Source organism: candidate division WOR-3 bacterium (assembly GCA_039804165.1).
Classification (GTDB): domain Bacteria; phylum Hydrothermota; class UBA3072; order UBA3072; family UBA3072; genus JAFGHJ01.
Map to the genome: position 1 here is coordinate 1 of JBDRZZ010000004.1, position 18,576 is coordinate 18,576.

Annotated in this window: 15 protein-coding genes; 8 read left to right on the top strand and 7 right to left on the bottom strand. The window is 31.6% G+C overall.

Features of this window, described 5'->3' with window-relative positions; translation table 11 throughout:
* Positions 1-377 precede the first annotated feature (377 nt).
* The 4 genes from ABIN61_02770 to ABIN61_02785 all read left to right on the top strand — a co-directional run bounded on the left by ABIN61_02770 (position 378) and on the right by ABIN61_02785 (position 4,889).
* Positions 378-1,595 (top strand): glycosyltransferase family 4 protein, encoded by a 1,218-nt coding sequence (locus ABIN61_02770; protein ID MEO0293129.1) that lies wholly within the window; start codon positions 378-380, stop codon positions 1,593-1,595.
* 82 nt (positions 1,596-1,677) lie between these two features.
* The gene (locus tag ABIN61_02775; protein ID MEO0293130.1) at positions 1,678-2,724 is read left to right on the top strand and encodes a glycosyltransferase family 4 protein; all 1,047 of its coding nucleotides are present in this window, start codon (positions 1,678-1,680) and stop codon (positions 2,722-2,724) included.
* An 86-nt stretch (positions 2,725-2,810) separates the two neighbouring features.
* Positions 2,811-3,473, top strand: a complete 663-nt coding sequence (locus ABIN61_02780) for a Wzz/FepE/Etk N-terminal domain-containing protein (protein MEO0293131.1) — start codon at positions 2,811-2,813, stop codon at positions 3,471-3,473.
* Positions 3,474-4,889 carry an O-antigen ligase family protein gene (locus tag ABIN61_02785; protein ID MEO0293132.1) on the top strand — a complete coding sequence of 472 codons (1,416 nt, stop codon included), beginning with the start codon at positions 3,474-3,476 and terminating at the stop codon, positions 4,887-4,889. It begins immediately after the preceding gene.
* A 300-nt stretch (positions 4,890-5,189) separates the two neighbouring features.
* On the opposite strand, the gene ABIN61_02790 is transcribed toward ABIN61_02785, so the two are convergent.
* Both ABIN61_02790 and ABIN61_02795 read right to left on the bottom strand, forming a co-directional pair.
* The gene (locus ABIN61_02790; protein ID MEO0293133.1) at positions 5,190-6,446 is read right to left on the bottom strand and encodes an oligosaccharide flippase family protein; all 1,257 of its coding nucleotides are present in this window, start codon (positions 6,444-6,446) and stop codon (positions 5,190-5,192) included.
* A gap of 651 nt (positions 6,447-7,097) precedes the next feature.
* Positions 7,098-8,387, bottom strand: coding sequence for a nucleotide sugar dehydrogenase (locus ABIN61_02795; GenBank protein ID MEO0293134.1), 1,290 nt, complete (start codon positions 8,385-8,387; stop codon positions 7,098-7,100).
* Positions 8,388-8,806: 419 nt separating this feature from the next.
* Here ABIN61_02795 and ABIN61_02800 point away from each other — a divergent pair, with 419 nt between their 5' ends.
* The 4 genes from ABIN61_02800 to ABIN61_02815 are packed head-to-tail and all read left to right on the top strand — an operon-like array spanning position 8,807 to position 11,433.
* A complete protein-coding gene (locus tag ABIN61_02800; protein ID MEO0293135.1) occupies positions 8,807-9,208 on the top strand; it encodes an Rrf2 family transcriptional regulator in 402 nt (133 codons plus the stop codon).
* 48 nt (positions 9,209-9,256) lie between these two features.
* The gene (locus tag ABIN61_02805; GenBank protein MEO0293136.1) at positions 9,257-10,066 is read left to right on the top strand and encodes an ATP-binding cassette domain-containing protein; all 810 of its coding nucleotides are present in this window, start codon (positions 9,257-9,259) and stop codon (positions 10,064-10,066) included.
* A gap of 19 nt (positions 10,067-10,085) precedes the next feature.
* Positions 10,086-10,784 carry a GTP-binding protein gene (locus ABIN61_02810; protein ID MEO0293137.1) on the top strand — a complete coding sequence of 233 codons (699 nt, stop codon included), beginning with the start codon at positions 10,086-10,088 and terminating at the stop codon, positions 10,782-10,784.
* Between the two features lies 1 nt (position 10,785).
* Positions 10,786-11,433 (top strand): (Fe-S)-binding protein, encoded by a 648-nt coding sequence (locus ABIN61_02815; protein MEO0293138.1) that lies wholly within the window; start codon positions 10,786-10,788, stop codon positions 11,431-11,433.
* Positions 11,434-11,571: 138 nt separating this feature from the next.
* Here ABIN61_02815 and ABIN61_02820 read toward each other — a convergent pair whose 3' ends face one another.
* The 5 genes from ABIN61_02820 to ABIN61_02840 form a co-directional block, all read right to left on the bottom strand.
* The gene (locus ABIN61_02820) at positions 11,572-12,039 is read right to left on the bottom strand and encodes an LptE family protein (protein MEO0293139.1); all 468 of its coding nucleotides are present in this window, start codon (positions 12,037-12,039) and stop codon (positions 11,572-11,574) included.
* Positions 12,032-13,762 carry a SurA N-terminal domain-containing protein gene (locus tag ABIN61_02825; protein MEO0293140.1) on the bottom strand — a complete coding sequence of 577 codons (1,731 nt, stop codon included), beginning with the start codon at positions 13,760-13,762 and terminating at the stop codon, positions 12,032-12,034. The genes ABIN61_02820 and ABIN61_02825 overlap by 8 nt, the downstream gene beginning before the upstream one ends.
* A complete protein-coding gene (gltX, locus tag ABIN61_02830; GenBank protein MEO0293141.1) occupies positions 13,759-15,210 on the bottom strand; it encodes a glutamate--tRNA ligase in 1,452 nt (483 codons plus the stop codon). Before gltX ends, ABIN61_02825 begins: the two co-directional genes overlap by 4 nt.
* Positions 15,211-15,284: 74 nt before the next feature.
* On the bottom strand, positions 15,285-17,849 hold the full coding sequence (locus tag ABIN61_02835; protein ID MEO0293142.1) for a S8 family serine peptidase: 2,565 nt from the start codon (positions 17,847-17,849) through the stop codon (positions 15,285-15,287).
* 47 nt (positions 17,850-17,896) lie between these two features.
* On the bottom strand, positions 17,897-18,529 hold the full coding sequence (locus tag ABIN61_02840; protein MEO0293143.1) for an endonuclease V: 633 nt from the start codon (positions 18,527-18,529) through the stop codon (positions 17,897-17,899).
* Between the last annotated feature and the right edge of the window lie 47 nt (positions 18,530-18,576).

The window sequence follows — 18,576 nt, forward strand, 5'->3', positions numbered from 1 at the left end:
GCTTGCCAATTATCTTTTGAAGTTTCTCTACCTCATCTGACTGATTCCATGCTCCCCAGATATCTCAGAAACTGTTCGCATTTCCCTCAAACCCTCAAGAACTATCGCTAATTTCTCATCAACTGACCAATTCCTTCTTTTCATTCTCTGCCCCCTTCTTTATAATTTTTATTATATCTCTACACACTTCAAGTATCCACTCCCTATGGGGAGCAGCATAGTAGTATATACCCTATATATTCTCCATAATTTCTTTTAGATTTTCATATTGGTTCAATTTTTTACATCTTTAAAAACCATTCGTTGTTTAGAATCGTGTAGTTTGGTCTTAAAAAACTTACACTTGAAAAAATTTCTAAATGAAGTATATATTTTTTATGAAAAGGATTAGGAATAATATTCATATATTATTAGTAGTAGAAAATAACCAAGTTCCAATGGATACCAGAGTATGGAAGGAAGCACAAGCTTTAAGAGAAAAAGGATTTAATGTTTCAGTAATTTGTCCTAATAAGAATAAAGACAAAAATTATAAAAAATTAGGAGAGGTCGAAATTCATCAATATTATAATCCTTTTATTAAAGGAACTTCAATATTAAGTATTTTAGGAGAATACTTATTTACTATTTTTCCTCTTCTATTTTACTCATTAAAAATATATATAAAAAAGCCTTTTTCTATTATACATATTGCTAATCCACCTGATTTTTTAGTTATTCTTTTTTTACCATTTAAACTATTCGGTATTAAAATAGTGTTTGATCATCACGATCTATCACCTGAGTTATTTATCGAAAAATTTGGAGAAAAGAACTTCTTCTTTAAGTTATTACTTATATGCGAGAAACTATCTTACAAACTGGCTGATGTTATAATTACAACAAACAATTCTATAAAAGACACTTGTATTAAAAGAAATAAAGTTTCTAAAAATAAAGTTTTTGTAATAAGAAATGGACCGGATCTAAACGAAATAAAAAATCTATATAGGGTTAAAGATAATCTAAGAAGAGGAAAAAAATATCTTATTGGATATGTAGGAAATATAGATAGCCAAGATTCGTTAGAAAAGCTTGTGGCATCTATAGAGTATATAGTAAAAGAAAGAAAGTTTGATGATTTTAGAGTATTAATAATTGGGGACGGAAACTACCGAACAAAAATTGAAGATATTGTTCAACAAAAGAGCCTTCAAGAATATTTCATTTTCTACGGCTCTGAGTATAATAGAAAGAAATTATTTTCCTTACTTTCAAAAATAGACATTGGAGTGGAACCGAGTAGAGAAACAGAGAAATTTAGCAAATCTACATCAACAAAAGTTATGGAATATATGGCTCTGGGTAAACCTGTAATTCAGTATAACTCTTTAGAAGGAATTTTTACAGCAGGAAAGGCTTCTCTATTTATAAAAAATAATGACGAAAGAAACTTTGGTGATGCAATTATCTATCTCCTTAAAGATAAAAAAAGAAGAAAAGAAATGGGTGAGTATGGAAAAAGGAGAGTTAAGAAGGTCTTGCAATGGAATATAGAAAAAGAGAAACTATTAAATTTATATACAGAAAAATTACTAAATATAAAAATTAATTAATAATATGTTCTTTAAGGGAAAAATAAATCAAAAAGAGAAAACTCTTAGCAAAAATAAACCTAAAATATTCCTAATCTCAAATATGTATCCACATAGAAATCAACAAATATACGGCACTTTTGTAAAAAATGTGGTTGACTTACTTCTCGAAAATGGATTTACAATTTTGCTCGCAGTTAAAGCAGGAAACTCCAAAAATCCATTAATAAAGTTCTATCAATATATTAAATTTTTTCTAATTAGTATACTAAAAGGTTTATTTTATAGATATAATATAATTTATGTCCACTATATCGCCCACAGTGCGATCCCTGTTTTAATTATAAAATTTTTTAGAAGGAAAATTAAAATAGTTTCTCATGTCCACGGAGGAGATATCCTTGAAGAACCGTTCCTCAAGCCTATTACATCTAAAACTTTAAAAATTTCAGATATAATAATAGCACCCTCATCTTATTTTAAAGAAATAATAATAAATATATATAAAATAAATCCAGAGAAAATCAAAGTATTTCCTTCCGGAGGAGTAAACACAAGTCTATTTAAACCTAAAAAAATAAATAGAAAAAATTTATTAAAAAGCTATACAAATCAATTTGTACTTGGTTTTGTTTCTAGAATTGAAAGAGGAAAGGGATGGAATGTCTTTCTCGAGGGAATAAAAAAGACAAAAGAAAAAACAAAAGAGTCATTATTAGGTGTAATAATAGGAGATGGGAAAGAAGTAACGTTAATGCAAAAACTTATAAGAAAATTCCAATTGAATGATACTATTGAATACCTTGGAAGCAAAAATTATGAACTTTTGCCTCTTTTTTATAACTGTTTTGACGTTTTCATATTCCCCACCACAAAGAGGGAAAGTCTTGGTCTAGTAGGGCTTGAAGCTATGGCCTGTGGGGTGCCAGTTATTGGTAGCAATATTGGAGGCTTAACTACTTATATTAAAAATGGAGTAAATGGTTATATTTTTCAGCCAGGATCACCAGAATCCCTTTCCGAAAGAATAATTCAATATATGCAACTAAATAAAAGGTATAAAAAACAAATGAAAAAATGCGCTCGCCTTACTGCTCTTGAATATGATAGAAATAAGATATCTAAAATCCTTTTAGAGTGCTTTCAGTGAATATATTTTATTATTTTTTAAAGGTAAAGGGAGTTGACATCCTACATTAATTAGCTATTATACTATATAAAAAGTGAAAATTAAATATGAATGATAAAGAGGAAGGGCTAAAATTAAAAGAGATATATAAATTTATTTGGAATCGAAAAATAAGTCTTTTTTTATCTGGTTTTGCCCCAGCCGTTATAACTTTAATCATCTGCTTGTTTCTTCCAAAAAGGTATACTGCTAAAGCAGTAATACTTGCTCCCGAGGCATTATCTGGCAGTATTTCTACTCCCTTGGGTTATATAAGTTCAGGATTAACTCCAAAAGGAAAATTATCTTCTTTAACAATAATATCGCTTTTAAATAGTGAAACAATGAGAACTAAAATTGTGAAAAAATTCGATTTAATTAAACACTATAGATTAGAAAGAACGCGATATCCTCAAGTAGAAGCAGAGAAAATAGTGGAGCGCAGAACAGACGTCGTTTATTCTGAAAAAGAAGGTTTAATATATATTTTTTTTGAGTCAAAAGATCCTATATTAAGCGCAAACGTAGTAAACTTTTACATTAATTATTTGGATACTCTAAATCTCCAACACAACCTAACAGAAAGAAGGCCAATTGTGATTGTTGTAGATCCTCCTATTCCACCAGTAGAAAAAAGCTTTCCAAAAACAAAAATATCAATTATTGTTTCAAGCTTTTTTGGAATTTTTCTTTATTTGATGTTCTTATGGCTGAGAAACGAACTTATTTAAATGTTTCCCTTAAAGACCTTTAAATATAAAAGCCTCCAAGATTTAACCATCTACCTATTTATTCTTTTAATTGGTGTAGCAACAATTTGCCTTACTACTTCTCAATTGACCAAAATTACAGCTGGAACTTTCCCTCTCTTTTTAATATTTATATTATATCTTATAGAGAATCCTTCTTCAGTTCTTGTTTTATTTTTCTTGTTAACGCCTCTAATCCCACCAGTTGTCCTTCATCAAAATAGCCTTACACCTGCTGAGATACTAGCAATTCCCGCCTTCGCTCTTTGCCTTCTTTCTCTATTAACAGGGAATAAAAAGGCAGCTTCAGAAATTCTATATAAAAATAAACATATCTTTATTTCAATGTTAATCTTTTCTTTCTTTTGTTTTCTCTCCTCTATCGCACTTCTAAATAGTAAAAATTTGATCCCTAATATTACTTCCCTCGTTCTAAAACCTATATTTATTGCATTAATTCTATTAGTATTTATATGTAGATTCAAAAAAAATATCTCAATAGATATAATTATTATTTCTATCCTTATTTCTTCTTTTTTGTTAGGTATTTTCTGTCTCTATACACTTATGGCATTAAAACCAGCATGGGCTATTGATACTGAAAACTTAAGAATTTCGGGAACCTTTTTAATTTTTAATCATTTATCTGCATATGAAGTGTTGATATTCTTTTTTCTCTTGGGACTTTACTTAAATTCTAATAATATATATTTTAAAGTTTTCCTTATCTTGGCAATTGGATTATCTATAATAGCTCAATTGGCATCTCTTACTTTAGGAGGAATTTTAGGAATAATAGGAGGAATTCTGTTCTTAATATTAATAAATGAAAATAAACTGAGAAATTTTGCTATTTTAATTCTTCTAAGTATTATTATATCCATAGGGGTTTACTTTCTCTACCCTCCCATAATAAGTAAATTTTCCATTATTTCAGAAAGAATAATAGATCGTATTATAGCAAATTATACCGGTCTAGTAATGATAAAAAGATATTTTTGGTTTGGAGCAGGGAGTGAATTAGGTGAAATTATCCAATCACACCCAAATTTACTATATACTCCTTTCGGTTCTGGATGGTGTGTTCCACATAACCTCTTCATAACTACTTTTGCTACTACAGGAATATTTTCTTTCCTTAGCCTATTATATCTATTAATAGCAATAATAATAAGATTAAAGGATATATACCCTAAAATTAAAGTCTCAAAAAATAGAAATTTTTATATTTCCCTTCTTGCCGGTATAATAGCTTTTTTCCTCCAATCTATGTCAAACAACATATTCTGGCATATAATATTAGGTAGTTATATGTTTCTTTTCATAGGTTTTTGGCTTAAGTTCGATGAAGAAGGTGACTTCGCATTTCCTTTTTTTAAATATACTGGAGTCAAATAATCAAAACCTATATTGAGTGACTTTCTATTAAAAAGAGTATCTAATTTTCTTCAATCTCGGTTTAATATAAAGACTTGCAAAAAAGCAAAAATATACTTTAAAAGGATTTTATAATTAAAAAGCCAAACTTTTAAATCTTTATTTCCAAAGAATTATTTAACTCATTCAAGTCGAAATACTATTTTCTTGAAAAGAGAAGATATTTATAAAACAAAAAATCTTCCTCCATAAAATCAACTTAGGAATAAAAAATTACCTATCATTTTGAAAACCGAATAATCCAATTTAACTTTTATTTAATTAATTCTCCAAAAATTTTTCTTTTACAAATTTATATTCAATAAAATAAAAAATTAATAAAATACAGAAAGAAATAACTCTTCCATATATAATTCCATTTAATCTGAAAGTCCCAACTAAAATGGGAGGAGCTAAAATAAGGGATATACCCTGAACAAGATAAGCCAAAAAAACATATATAGTTTTACCCGCACCTAAAAGAAAACATTCTATTGGAAGTGTGAAAATCAAGGGAATAACTGAATACAAAAGCATTTTAAATATCAATGTTGCCTCTTTATACCGAGCACCATACAGTATTTCAATAAAAAAAGGAGAAAGAAAGTAAATCATGAACCAAGAGATTAATAGAAATACTATACACCACCTATTATTTAACCAATATTTTCTCAAATCGCCATCCGTTTCAATTGCGGAAGCTTTAGGGAGAAGTATAACATAAAAAGTTCCTATTAAAAGAACAAATATATTAATAAGGCTAAGAGCTACAGAATATTGCCCAAGAATTTCACCTTTAAAGTACTTACCAAGCCAAAAAAAATCTGCCCTGAGATTAATTAATCTAACAAAATGACTAAGAATGAGCCAATTGCCATAATTCCAAAATTTTTGGGCTATTTTAATTTTAAACTTAAGTATAGAAAAATATCCTTTTCTAAATATCATATTTAAAATAAAAACGGAAGGGAATAAATACATCAACAAATAAAAATTAACTTGCCTTAAGTTAAACTTAACACCCAGAAAAACCAGAAATAAAAGAGTTAAATAATAAACTAATTGAACTATACTATAATTATTAAACTCCTCCTTTGCTTGAAAAAATGATAAGCCAATATTTAGTATATTCATACCTAAGCCTCCAATTAATCCATATAGGATTAATTCCTCGCCAATATGTTCAAAATTCCAAGAAATAGGCAAAAAACAAAATAAAATAAAAATAAATATAAAAAAAATCGCAAGGATAACTTTTAATGTAACATAAGTTGAAAATATTTCTTGTTCTTCCTTAGGAAATCGAACTGTAAAATATACATAAGATTGATCAAATCCTGTAAAACCTAAGCCGAAAATTGTCAGGATATAAAATCCTATAGAGAAAACACCAAAATCAATAGGTCCTAACCACCTTGCAAGGATAATAGAGATCAAAGCTGCGATAGCTCTTGAGATATAATTTGACAAACTAACTTTTGTAAAGTCTTTAAAAATTTTCAAAATAGAGAATCGAGTTTTTCCTTCAAAAACTAACATATTTTGATATCTGGAATTTTATAAAGCCAAAAGCTTATATTCTATTTCTAGGTTCTTTATTAGTTCCAATGTTCCTATAATTATCCAATAAATTCCTCCAATAATAACTTCTCTTTGGATAGCTTCTCACACCGCATTAAGAAACAAAATTTTATGACCTCAAAATTCTCCCTGTCTCTTCCTTCTTAAATTTCTCCTTTCTCCTTCCGAAATTTATTCGATTTCCATCATTTGTCAATCTCTAAAACACAAGTTATCGAGAATATAGTTAAAAAAATTAAAGAAGAAAACATCCATCAAGAGATATAAAAACTTGGGAAAACAAGCAAGGTTAGATTGAGATCCTTAAAAAGATAAAATCTGAGAATGAATTAAAGCTATCTGGTTACGGATAAAATAGGAGCTTTGGATATGGGTTCCTCAGAATTTAAAAAAGCTAAATACAAAATCAAAGAGCAAAAGAGACGAAAAACTCTAATCTTCATAATCTAAAAAATTAGTTCTTGAGTTTTAGGATACAATATAATTTATGCCATTTGAGCTCTTGGAAAAAGAGTTTAATAACCTTTGAAAGTTACGAGTTATACTTAAAGAGCTGGAGAATATTAAGTCTTTCAAAAGGGATAGGACTTAGTCTAACTCTCCTAAAAACTACGCTTTAAAGATCTTGTCACTTTTAATTCCTGAAAGGGCATTTCTTGTATCTATAATAATAGAGCAATTTTCAACGATTTTCTTATAATCTATGTTAGAATGGTCAGTAGCAATAATAACAGCATCCTGCTCTCTAAGTAATTCCTCGGTCAAATTCACAGAACTCATTACTAAATCTGTTTGCCTTAAATTGTATATTTCTGTAATATAAGGATCATAATAAGAAACCTCTGCACCACCTTCTCTAAGAAGTTCTATTAATTCTATCCCGGGGGATTCTCTACAATCATCAATATCCTTCTTGTAAGCTATTCCAATAATAAGAATTTTAGAGCCTCTTAATGATTTTCTGTTTTTATTTAAAGCAGAAATGGTCTTCATCACTACATACTCAGGCATCATCATGTTAATCTCTCCTGCAAGTTCTATAAATCTCGCATTAATTCCAAACATTCTCGCTTTCCAAGAAAGATAGAAAGGGTCTATTGGAATACAATGTCCTCCAAGTCCTGGACCAGGATAGAAAGGTGTATAACCAAAAGGCTTTGTCTTTGCAGCCTCAATTACTTCCCATATATCTATACCCATTTTATCAAATATTACCTTAAGTTCATTAACAAGAGCAATATTCACACTACGATATGTATTTTCAAGTAGCTTTGTCGCTTCAGCTACTTCTGCAGAAGAAACTTCAACAACTTTATCAAAGATCTTACTATAAATCTCAACCACTTTCTTCTTGGATTGCTCCGTAATTCCTCCAACAACTTTCGGTATGTTTCTTGTAGTAAATTGTTTATTACCAGGATCTTCCCTCTCTGGAGAAAAAGCAAGATAAAAATCTCTATCTATTTTTCTTCTGCTCTTCTCCAAAATAGGAAGGACAACCTCTCTTGTAGCTCCTGGATAAACTGTAGATTCAAGAACAACAATAGCTCCATACTTTAAATTCTCCGATACTATCTCTGCCGAATTCTCAACAAAAGAAAGATCTGGTTGACGATACTTATCAAGAGGTGTTGGAACACAAATAGAGATTAAATCAACTTCGTTCAGTCTGGAAAAATCAGTTGTTGGAGTAAAAAGACCAGAACTAAAAAAATTCCTTCTTTTTACTTCTTCAATATGTTTTAAATACACCTCTCCTTGTGAAAGCTTTTCTATCTTTCTTGTGTCTATATCAAAACCAAGAGTCTTATATCCGGCTCTCACAAATTCCATAGCAAGAGGTAGCCCAACATAACCAAGTCCAATTACTCCAAGCACTTTTTCTTCATTTATTTTCATAAAGGGAATATACCCTTCCTTCTTTTTATGTCAAGAGTATAATTTTTAAAAGAAACAGAGTCTTTTACCTAAAGCGAAGTTAGAATATCATAGTGTTATAAGTTATAGTCTGAAATATCTTTTCTTTCGGTTCTTTCTTTGAAATAATCCCTAAAAATTCTCTCTTTTTTCTCTTTCAAGCCAAATATTAATTTTTAATTTATTTTACGCCTTTTAATATCTACCAATCTAAGAAAATATGTCTCCAAGGATATTCCCTTTCTCTATACTTTTCAATGCAACGTTATAAATAAATATCATATTTCATCTATTAAAATTTGACATTTATTATTTATAATAATAACAAATTTAAATCTTGGCCCTTGACAAAATGAATATATTTCTCTATAATTCCTATAGACAAAGTAGAGGATAATAAAATGAAATTAACTACAAAAAGCGAATATGCACTTTTAGCACTTATCTTTATTGCCCGATATGAAAAGAAAGGCTTCATAAAGATAGATGATATCTGCTCTAAATACGATATCCCCAAGAAATATTTAGAACAATTATTTTTAATCCTAAAGCAAAATCGATATATAAAAACAAGAACAGGTGCAAGTGGTGGATACAAATTGGCAATGCCAGCTCAAAAAATAAATATAGCTCAAATAATAAGGTTAATGGATGGAGCCTTAGCGCCAACGGAGTCAGTAAGCAAATATTTTTTTTCACATACTCCTTTAGAGAAAGAAAAGAAGCTTTTAAAAGTACTTAAAGAAATAAGAGATTATGTTTCAAATAGGCTAGAAAATTTAAAGCTCTCCGATCTAGTCTGAACCAGAAAGGAAAAAATATGTAGTGTTAATAAATATAGGAGGAGATATATGGATATTGAGATAAAAAAAATAACAATAATTGGTGGGTATGGAAAAACAGGAGAAAAGGAACTTATAAATGAAGTAAATTTTGAAATGGGTGATATAGTAAGCATTGTAGGACCAACAGGTTCAGGGAAAACAACTTTAATTAACGATATAGAACTTTTTGCAAATGAAAATACTCCTTCTGGAAGAAAAGTGCTCATTAACAATGCTACCCCCCCGGAAGAATTTATGAGTGATCCTTCTAAAAATCCTATTGCATTGATTACTCAGCACACTAATTTTCTATCAGATTTACCTGTAAGGAGATTCTTAGAAACGCACGCTAAAATAAGGCAGACTACTAGAAGTAAATCTGTCATAGAAGAAACTTTAGATTTTGCAAATGAACTAACAGGAGAACCTATACTTTTAGAAAGTGCAATGACAGAGTTGTCAGGGGGTCAGACTCGTGCACTCTTAATAGCAGATGCAGTAATAATAGGGAATTCACCAATAATTTTATTAGATGAGATAGAAAATGCCGGTATCCATAGAACAAAAGCTATAGAACTTTTGAAAAAATACGAGAAGATCTTTATCTTCGTTACTCACGACCCAAGAATAGCCCTCCTTTCGGATTTCAGGATCGTTATGAAAAATGGAGCAATGCAGAAGATAATTATAACTGAAGATGAAGAGCAGAGGGTGGCTGAGGAGATAAAGAAAATAGATGATCTTATGCTAGATTTTAGAGCACAAATAAGGGCGGGAGAGCGGATTAGTGAAAAGGATCTTGAGAATAAATTAAGAGCATTAGGGTATATTTCTTAAAAAAAAGAGAGGTAAAAATATGAAAGTTATAATATGTGCTGGGCCTCCAACGAGTGGGAAAACAACTGTATTAAAACAAGTTATCAAAAAACTCAAAGCTAAAGGGCAAAAACTTGCATATCTAAAAATAGATGTCCAGTTTGCCGATGAAGATGAAATCTTTAAAAAAGAGTTTGGAATACCTACCAAGAAAGTTTATTCAACAGATTTATGCCCAGACCATTGCAATGTAGTGGTACTCGGTGATGCTATAAAATGGGCCGAAGGAGAAAAAACTGATGCGCTTTTTGTTGAAACGGCAGGGTTGTGTCTTAGATGTTCACCTTACATCGAGGGTTCATTAGGTATTGTTGTATTAGAAGCAACAAGTGGAATGAACTTACCTCGAAAGATCGGCCCCATGTTATCTTTAGCAGACATAGCCGTTGTTACAAAAATTGATCTTGTATCACAAGCCGAAAGAGAAGTTTTTAGAGCTAATATTAATGATGCAGCAAAAGTAGTTATCATAGAAACTGATGCATTACACGGTATAAATATAGAGCACATTGTTAGAAAAATCGAAAAAACACAAGAGATAAAAGAGCCTTTATTGCTCAGAGGTAATCCACCTGTGGGAACCTGCACTATCTGTGTGGGCAAAAAAGAGATTGGTGCAAAATCTCATTTTGGAGTATTAAGAACTTTAGAAGCTGACATATTTTACAGAGGTGAATGATATGAATAAAAAAGAAATAATAGAGAAATTGCCCGGGAAAAATTGTGGCTTATGTGGGTTAAAAACCTGTAAGGAATTTGCCGAAATAGCATCGAAAGATCCAGATGCAATGAAAAGGTGTATTTTTTTAGACGAAAGAAAAATACGTCCGATGAGTTCAGAGTTTGAAGAAGAAAATATTACATGGAAGGACAACTTGGATAGAGATTATGACTTTATTCTGGATAAATTTCCAGGAGAACCGGGACCAAGAGAGACTATAATATTATTTAATCCAACCAATGTAGAAAAACTCGGAATCAAAAAAGGTGATATTTTATATGGTCGTCCTGCTTGGATATCATGTGGTTGTCCAGTTACTCATGTCGGCATAGTAGTAGATGATCCTGATTATTTCAATGGGACTGTCGTTTGGTGTATTGTAGGGCCTATGGTATCAAGAGAGAGAGGTATCAACATTGGATATTATAATACTACTGCATATGAAGGTTTGGTGAAATATACCCGAAAAGAGCTTCAAATTGGCAGAAGATACTATTTCTTACCAAGATATTGTATGCTCCAGTGGAGACATTGTGGTTTGATAAATCAGATTGTTAAAACAAAGGACGGCTTTCGTGTACGTATTGAAGGGCTGTGGATAGGTTAGGAGAAAAGAAACAGAGAGAGAAAAATTTTTGGTTTGTCTCATGCTTTCTATGTAGATGAGATATGGTATAAAGATAATTTGAATATTTCATGCTCAAAATACACTAATATTTTGATTTTTTACAATTTAAAATTATTTTTACCACTCTTCAAGCATTATCCTAAGAAGAGAACTTTTTATCTTTGAAGCAACTGAATCTATTGCCTCTAGTTCTCGCGAATTTACAGAATAAACAAAAGACTCTAAAATTGATCTTTCCCATTCACTTTCATCCTTATCCTTCTTCTTAAGAGAAAACCTAACGCCAATACTTAATCGATAACTCTCTATCTCTCCCCCTGGAGTATACGCTTCAGGCGTCCTTTTGTAATCATCAATCACACCTTCAAGAATGTAATCTCCCTTAGAATCCATTTTAAGTTCCACTCTCCCATCTTTTATAAAAGCATCTACTAATCTTTCCGTTAATAACCTCTCAATATCAGGATTTCCTGTATTGTTGTTTAAGGAAGAAATAGATAAACTTCCTTTAAAATAACCACTTTTAAAAGAATAACTACAAGAAACAAACAATAGAAAAAAATATAAATAAAGCCTTTTATTCATATAACCTTTCTCTTAAATCTAAAATTTTATATTTCTTTCTCTCCTCTTGAAACCATTTCTGAAAATAAAAAGCTTCCTTCTCTTTTTGAAGGTTAAAAGCAAAAGTAGGAACAAGTTCTTTCAATTCTTCATTTTTAGGCACTTTAACATCAACAATCTTTACAACATAAAGATATTCACCCACTCTTATGGGTGGAAAAATCTCTCCCTTCTTACCTGTAAAAGCAAGGAGAGCAACTTTTTCTGGAATGTTAAATTCTTGAGAATTATTTAAAGTAAAGTAAGGGGTATTTCCCCATTCTCCTTTTGGTGGATTATGAGGTATTTCTCCTTTCTTATAAAAGTGCTCAAAAGCATATAACTTTGCCTCTTTAGCTGCCTCAATTATCCGAAGAGAATCTTCGACTTCTTTTCTTATTTCCGAAAAAGAAGGAATACCTTCTTCCTTTTCTTCTACCCAAAAAACATAAAATCCATCCTTCCCTATAAGAGGATAAGAAACCTTCCCCTTCTGAAGCTCAAAAAGAAAAGACCCAAAATTTACAGGTAAATCAGGAATTTCTCCTTTTTTAAGAGTAATATAGGCTACATTGTATTTCTCGGGAATTCTAAAATTAGAATCAGAACGGAGGTCTCTTACAAATTTCCAAGCTTCCTCTAAGACTCTATCAAAATCTTCGTCGCTTGGGAAAAACGGTAGAAAAATTTCTTTAATATGGAGAGAATCCTTCTTTTTCTCTAAGAGTTTAAAAATATGAAAGCCTTCCTCTCTCTTAATTGGATGGCTAACCTCACCCTTTCCCATTCTGTCTAAAACATTTAAGATTTCTTTCTCCAAAAGCTCCCTTTTAACCCATCCGTTAAATAAAGATCTAGTATATGGAAAATAAGAATAATTCCGCATTAATAAATCAAAAGAATCTGTCTTTGCCCTTTCCACAAGTTCCTTAGCAATTTCTTCTGTCATTTTAACCATCTCTTCACTAATAGAAACAGGAAAAGACACATACCCTAATTTTATCTCTCCGGTTCTCCTAAAGAGTTCTTTATTATTCAAATAAAATTCTTCCGGAGAAATAGAAAAATTTTTTGCCCCCCATTCTCTTAGAGGTAATTTTATGTATTCAATCTTAATTTTTAGAGAATCTTCTAATAACTTCTCAACTGCTTCTGTTCCAGAGACCCTTGCCATAGAAAGAACTTCTCCACGAAGAACTCGTAAAGGAAAGTTTTTCATTATTGAAGAAGCATATGAACTAATGAACTCTTCTGCTCTCGGATCTTTAAGAAGCTGTAAATAAGCCTCATAATCAAAATTCCCCTCTTTCCAAAAATTTGGATTTTGAAGAATTTCTGTGGGTGGAGATTCCTTAATTAGACTTATAACTTGTTCACTTGAAATTGAAATTTTTCTTTTTTTAAGAAGATCATTAATAATCTTGTCGTTAATCAGTTGATTTATTATTTCTTCAGAAATTTGCCTTTCTTTTATAGGATCTAAGCCAATAGCACCACTCATATTTCTAAGAGCGTTTCTTAAAAGATTTCCGTATTCGCTTATAGGAATTTCCTCTTTCCCCACTTTCGCAACTATATTTTCTTCTCTTTTTCCTCCACTTAAAATGTTAGAACCAAAACCAAAAAAGATAAAAAGAATAAAAGATCCTGCAATGAACCATAGAAAATATTTAGTTACTCTTCTCACCCTTTCCATTACCATCATATTTTTTCCTCCTTATTTATTCCTTTTTTAATATTAATATATTTAATAAATCTCTCTATTCTTTGAATTGTCCTCTCCTTCCCAAGAACTTCTAAGAGTTCAAATAAACTGGGACCAAAAGTCATTCCACTCACTGCAAGTCGAACAGGATGAATTAATTCTCCTGCCTTACAACCAATATCTAAAGAAAGACTTCTTAAAGCTTCTTCCATATTCTTCTCATCAAAATAAGCTAAATTTTCAAATCTTAAAATTAATTTTTTAAGTCTCTCTTCCACTCCTGGATAAACATATTTTTTTATGCCTTCTTCTTGGTATGTAAAATCTTCTTTAAAGAAATAATATCCTATTTCAATGAAATCTTTCAGTTTTCTGACTCTATTTCCCATAACCTTAACCACTTTAACAAGATAATCAACATCTCTTATCTTAAAATTCTGCTCTTCTAAATAAGCCTTTAGTCTTTTCGCAACTTCTTGGACACCTAACCTTTTAAGCCACTCTCCATTAATCCATTCGAGTTTCTCAAGATCAAAAATGGCAGGAGTAGGATTAACATTTTCAATTGTAAATTTTTCCTTTAATTCTTGAATGGAAAAAATTTCCTCTTCTGTCTTTGGAGACCACCCGAGAAGTGCAAGATAATTTATCATTCCTTCTGGTAAAAAACCTGCTTTTTTATAATCAAAAATGTCAACAGCGTCTTTTCTCTTAGAAAGTTTCGATTTATCTTTGCTTAAAATCAAAGGAAGATGCCCAAAAAAAGGAATATCCCAACCAAAAGCTTGATAAAGAAGAATTTGTTTTGGAGTATTTGATATATGATCATCCCCCCTTAGAATATGGGTTATTCCCATTCTATGATCATCCACAACAACAGCAAGATTATAAGTTGGAGAACCATCAGACTTCAATAAAACAAAATCCTCAATCTCTGAATTTTCTCTTTTAATTTTTCCGTGAATTAAATCATCAAATTCTGTAACTCCAGGCGGAACAAAAAAACGCAAAGCTTTTGGTCTTCCCTCTTTTTCAAAAATCTCCTTTTCGTCTTCAGAAAGATAATAACACCTTCTATCATACATCCATCTCGTCTTGGATTTTAGACATTTTTCTTTCCGCTCCATAAGCTCCGAAGAACTACAATAACACCAATAAGCCTTTCCCATCCTAAGCAATTCCAAAGCTTTTTCTTTATATTCCTCAAAATGATGAGATTGAAACAAAATTTCTTCATCCCATTCCAAGCCAAGCCATAATAAACCTCTTAAGATAGAATCAACCATTGCATCACTTGATCTCTTCAAATCCGTATCTTCAATTCGCAAAAGGAACTTCCCTCCTTTAGATTTTGCAAAAAGATAATTAAAAAGGGCTGTTCTTGCTGTCCCGAGATGAAGATAACCAGTGGGAGAAGGCGCAATTCTAACTCTAATAGAGCTTTCCATCAATACTCCTTTTAGTCCATCATTATATAACCTTTTAAGAAGAAGTCAAGGTTAAAACGAGAATCTAAAAAGCTTTAATTCCCAAGTTTTACTATCTTTTTTTCTTCTATTTTCTTTCCGTCAATCTTTAAGACGAAGAAATAAATTCCAGAAGATAAGTTCTCACCAAATTTCACCAAATGAATTCCTTTTTCCAACCTTTCATCCACTAAAGTCCTTACCTTTCTTCCAGTAATATCATATAAAGATAAATTCACTTTACCTGGTGTTGCAATATTCAACTTAACATCTACTTTACCTACAAAAACACTTGGAAGAATCAAATTTTTCTCTTCTATTTTCTTTTCTAAAGGTTCATTAATTCCAGATCCTCCAGTAAATCCTCCAACTGCTGCAATTGCATAGGGAATTGAACCATTTGGACAATTGTATCCTTTGACTTTTATTTTGTATGTTCCTGTCTGAGTAGGATTAGGAAGCCAGACAACCTCAACATTATTCCTCCTATCAAAGTCACCCCCTGTTTGAGAATAACCTCCTGAAAAAACATTACCTTTGTATTCTTCGTCATTTGGAGCTATAACAGTCAAATCAAGGTCATTGACAAGAGTTGGATTTACAAGAGGATTTGCCGGATAGTCACTCCAAGCGAGAACAAATTTTAAAGGTTCAGATGGATTTTCTACCGTGACAGTATGAACGACAGAATCCCCTGTTGATACAGAGGAATTATCCGAAACAAACAAAACTCTCGATTCTCCAGAAAAGAAAAGAGCATTATCAAGAACAACTCTCCCCCAACCTTCAGCCCGATTCGGCACAGGATTTCCTTTTCCTCCTCCAATTCCCATATCAATTGTTGAGGCAATTAGAACAGCTTTCACAAGAGCTGCTGAAGGATTAAAAGGAGTCCCTGTCAAAGGGTCACCCGTCGGATAAAAACCATCTTTAAAATATTGCCTAATCATCGCACAAGCCCCTGAAACCTGAGGAGCTGCCTGGGATGTTCCTATCATTCCAACTATCCAGCTATGAGCAGGATGAGTTCCCCAAGTAGTATCTGGTCGTGCACCCCAAAGATAATATCTATGAGGATAAGATGAACCTCCAATTGTTGTTCCTCCAGGGGCAACAACATCAGGTTTTATCCTGTTATCGGTTGTCCAACCTCTTGAAGAAAAACTAGCCACGGAATCTGGAGAAACATCAAAAGAAGGAACCCAAGATGCTCCAACTGAGATACAATTTTTCGCTGTTGAAGGAGCAGCAACTGTAGTGTCATTAGGTCCAAAATTTCCTGCCGAAAAAACAACAACAAAATCCTTTTTATTCCAAACCATATTGTCTATCTCTATTGCCCCACCAATATATTCTCCAAGGTACTCACTATAATTCCAGGAATTTTGGTGGATTCTTGAATTATTATTATATGCTTTATTCATAACTAAGGTTAAATCAAAAGAGCCAAGTTTACAGGAATCTCCTTTGTTATAACCAAAATCTTGGATATAAAGTCTTACAGGAAAAGAATCTGGAACATTTCCCCTTGTCTGCCCACCCCAGTCGTAGATAGACATTAAATTTTTCCCTCCAGGATAATTGTCCGCGATGGAAGGATTCCCTGCAATAATAGAAGCAACATTTGTGCCATGGGAACAACCTCCCTTAGAAGTAACAACCTCCTTATCATCCCCTCCCTCTGGAGTATAAGCCTCAACTACTATATGGGAAGAACCTGGAAGGTCACTTTCTGGATCCTGAAAAAAACCACTCCAGTAATCAAGACCCGTATCGAAGATTGTTATAATCTCTCCCTTACCCGTTATTCCTTTCTCTGCAAGAGTTATTCCACTTGTTACTGTATCCCATGATTGTCCTAAATCATTGTCTTCCTCAATTGTGAAGCTATCTTTTGGAACCTGAACCGAATATCTCCAGGTTGAAGAAGATAAAACTCTTCTTGCATAAGGCTCTATTGATTCAACTTCTTTTATCCTTGCAAGAGCAAAAAGAGAGTCTGGAGGAATTCTTATTATCATTAAATTGTTATTTTCCTGAACTTCTTGGATAACCGAGCCCCAGCTTTCTAATTTACTTGCGATTTCATAAAGTGGACTTTCTGGGAAGAATCTTACCAAAAGATGGAGAAGAGGATCATTTTCCACCCAAAGTTCATCTTTACCACAAGGACATTCTCTACTTTCCAATATTCTCAGTTTATTATTCTCAATTTCGCCAATTAAAATTGGTAAGTTTTTATTCTCTCTATGTTTATCTTTTCTTTTATACACTCCCGGATGAACCTTATATTCAGGATGAAAGAGACCAATCCAACGCACAAAAGGGAGCTTCTCTATTTCTTTTTTTTCTTCCTTAGTCATCCGAACTATGTAAGCAAAATTAGGAATATAAGAATGGAAAACCCCACCTTTTTCGACAATTTTTTCTTTCCACTCAGAATAGATAGGACCTTTAAATTGCAAAATGTAGTAATTTTCTCCTTCTATTTCAGAAGCTTGTAAAAGCTCTCTAACCTTTGGAACACTTTTCAGCGGGTCAAATTTTTTATTCACAAAAGAAATTGTAAATTCTTCAGCAAAAAAGGGAAAAGAAACTAAAAATAAAAAGAGCTTTTTCATATAAACCTCCTTTAGTTTATATTAATATGATAAAATTTTTCTAATAGTCAATACTTCCTTGTATTTCTATCTGCAATTCTTAGAGGTTCTGGATACTTGCTATTTCTTGTAAGATTTAATATTAACTTTCTTCCACTTTCAAACCCTATTTTATGACCTGGAGAAAAGAAAATTGGTTTTGTTCCATCTTTAGTGCAGATAGCTTCTCCAACTTTCTCACCATTATAAAAAATACTTGCCCATTTACCCCTTTTTCTATCCACCTGGACATAATCTCCTACCAAAAGACTTTTAGCGCATCCAATTGTGGGTAAATCAAAAAGGACTCCAACGAAACAAGCAAGACCTGCTTTCTTTGGATGAGCAATACCATGTCCATCCACAATTATACAATCAAAAACCTTAGAAATTCTTAAAAGAGCTTTTTCAATAAGAGGTAGTTCTCTTAAAGCGAATTTTCCAGGTATATAATCCCAAGGAATCTTTTTCTCAAAAGTTACTTCCTCAATAACTTTATTTTCAATTATGTTAAAAACAACACAAGAAACTTTCGCTTTTTCTTTATAACTCACATCACAACCTACAACATTTATAGGAGAAAAAGAAAGATCTTCCTTAACAACAATTTGTTTTGGAATCATCTCATATAAATTTTCAATATTTTTATTGTTAAGAATCACATCTATAATTAAAAATAATTTATTAAAAAGTCAATTGAATTTATCTT

Coding starts and splice junctions, on each gene's coding strand:
- ABIN61_02770 (MEO0293129.1), top strand. CDS start 378: ATGAAAAGGATTAGGAATAATATTCATATATTATTAGTAGTAGAAAAT.
- ABIN61_02775 (MEO0293130.1), top strand. CDS start 1,678: ATGTATCCACATAGAAATCAACAAATATACGGCACTTTTGTAAAAAAT.
- ABIN61_02780 (MEO0293131.1), top strand. CDS start 2,811: ATGAATGATAAAGAGGAAGGGCTAAAATTAAAAGAGATATATAAATTT.
- ABIN61_02785 (MEO0293132.1), top strand. CDS start 3,474: ATGTTTCCCTTAAAGACCTTTAAATATAAAAGCCTCCAAGATTTAACC.
- ABIN61_02790 (MEO0293133.1), bottom strand. CDS start 6,446: ATGTTAGTTTTTGAAGGAAAAACTCGATTCTCTATTTTGAAAATTTTT.
- ABIN61_02795 (MEO0293134.1), bottom strand. CDS start 8,387: ATGAAAATAAATGAAGAAAAAGTGCTTGGAGTAATTGGACTTGGTTAT.
- ABIN61_02800 (MEO0293135.1), top strand. CDS start 8,807: ATGAAATTAACTACAAAAAGCGAATATGCACTTTTAGCACTTATCTTT.
- ABIN61_02805 (MEO0293136.1), top strand. CDS start 9,257: ATGGATATTGAGATAAAAAAAATAACAATAATTGGTGGGTATGGAAAA.
- ABIN61_02810 (MEO0293137.1), top strand. CDS start 10,086: ATGAAAGTTATAATATGTGCTGGGCCTCCAACGAGTGGGAAAACAACT.
- ABIN61_02815 (MEO0293138.1), top strand. CDS start 10,786: ATGAATAAAAAAGAAATAATAGAGAAATTGCCCGGGAAAAATTGTGGC.
- ABIN61_02820 (MEO0293139.1), bottom strand. CDS start 12,039: ATGAATAAAAGGCTTTATTTATATTTTTTTCTATTGTTTGTTTCTTGT.
- ABIN61_02825 (MEO0293140.1), bottom strand. CDS start 13,762: ATGATGGTAATGGAAAGGGTGAGAAGAGTAACTAAATATTTTCTATGG.
- gltX (MEO0293141.1), bottom strand. CDS start 15,210: ATGGAAAGCTCTATTAGAGTTAGAATTGCGCCTTCTCCCACTGGTTAT.
- ABIN61_02835 (MEO0293142.1), bottom strand. CDS start 17,849: ATGAAAAAGCTCTTTTTATTTTTAGTTTCTTTTCCCTTTTTTGCTGAA.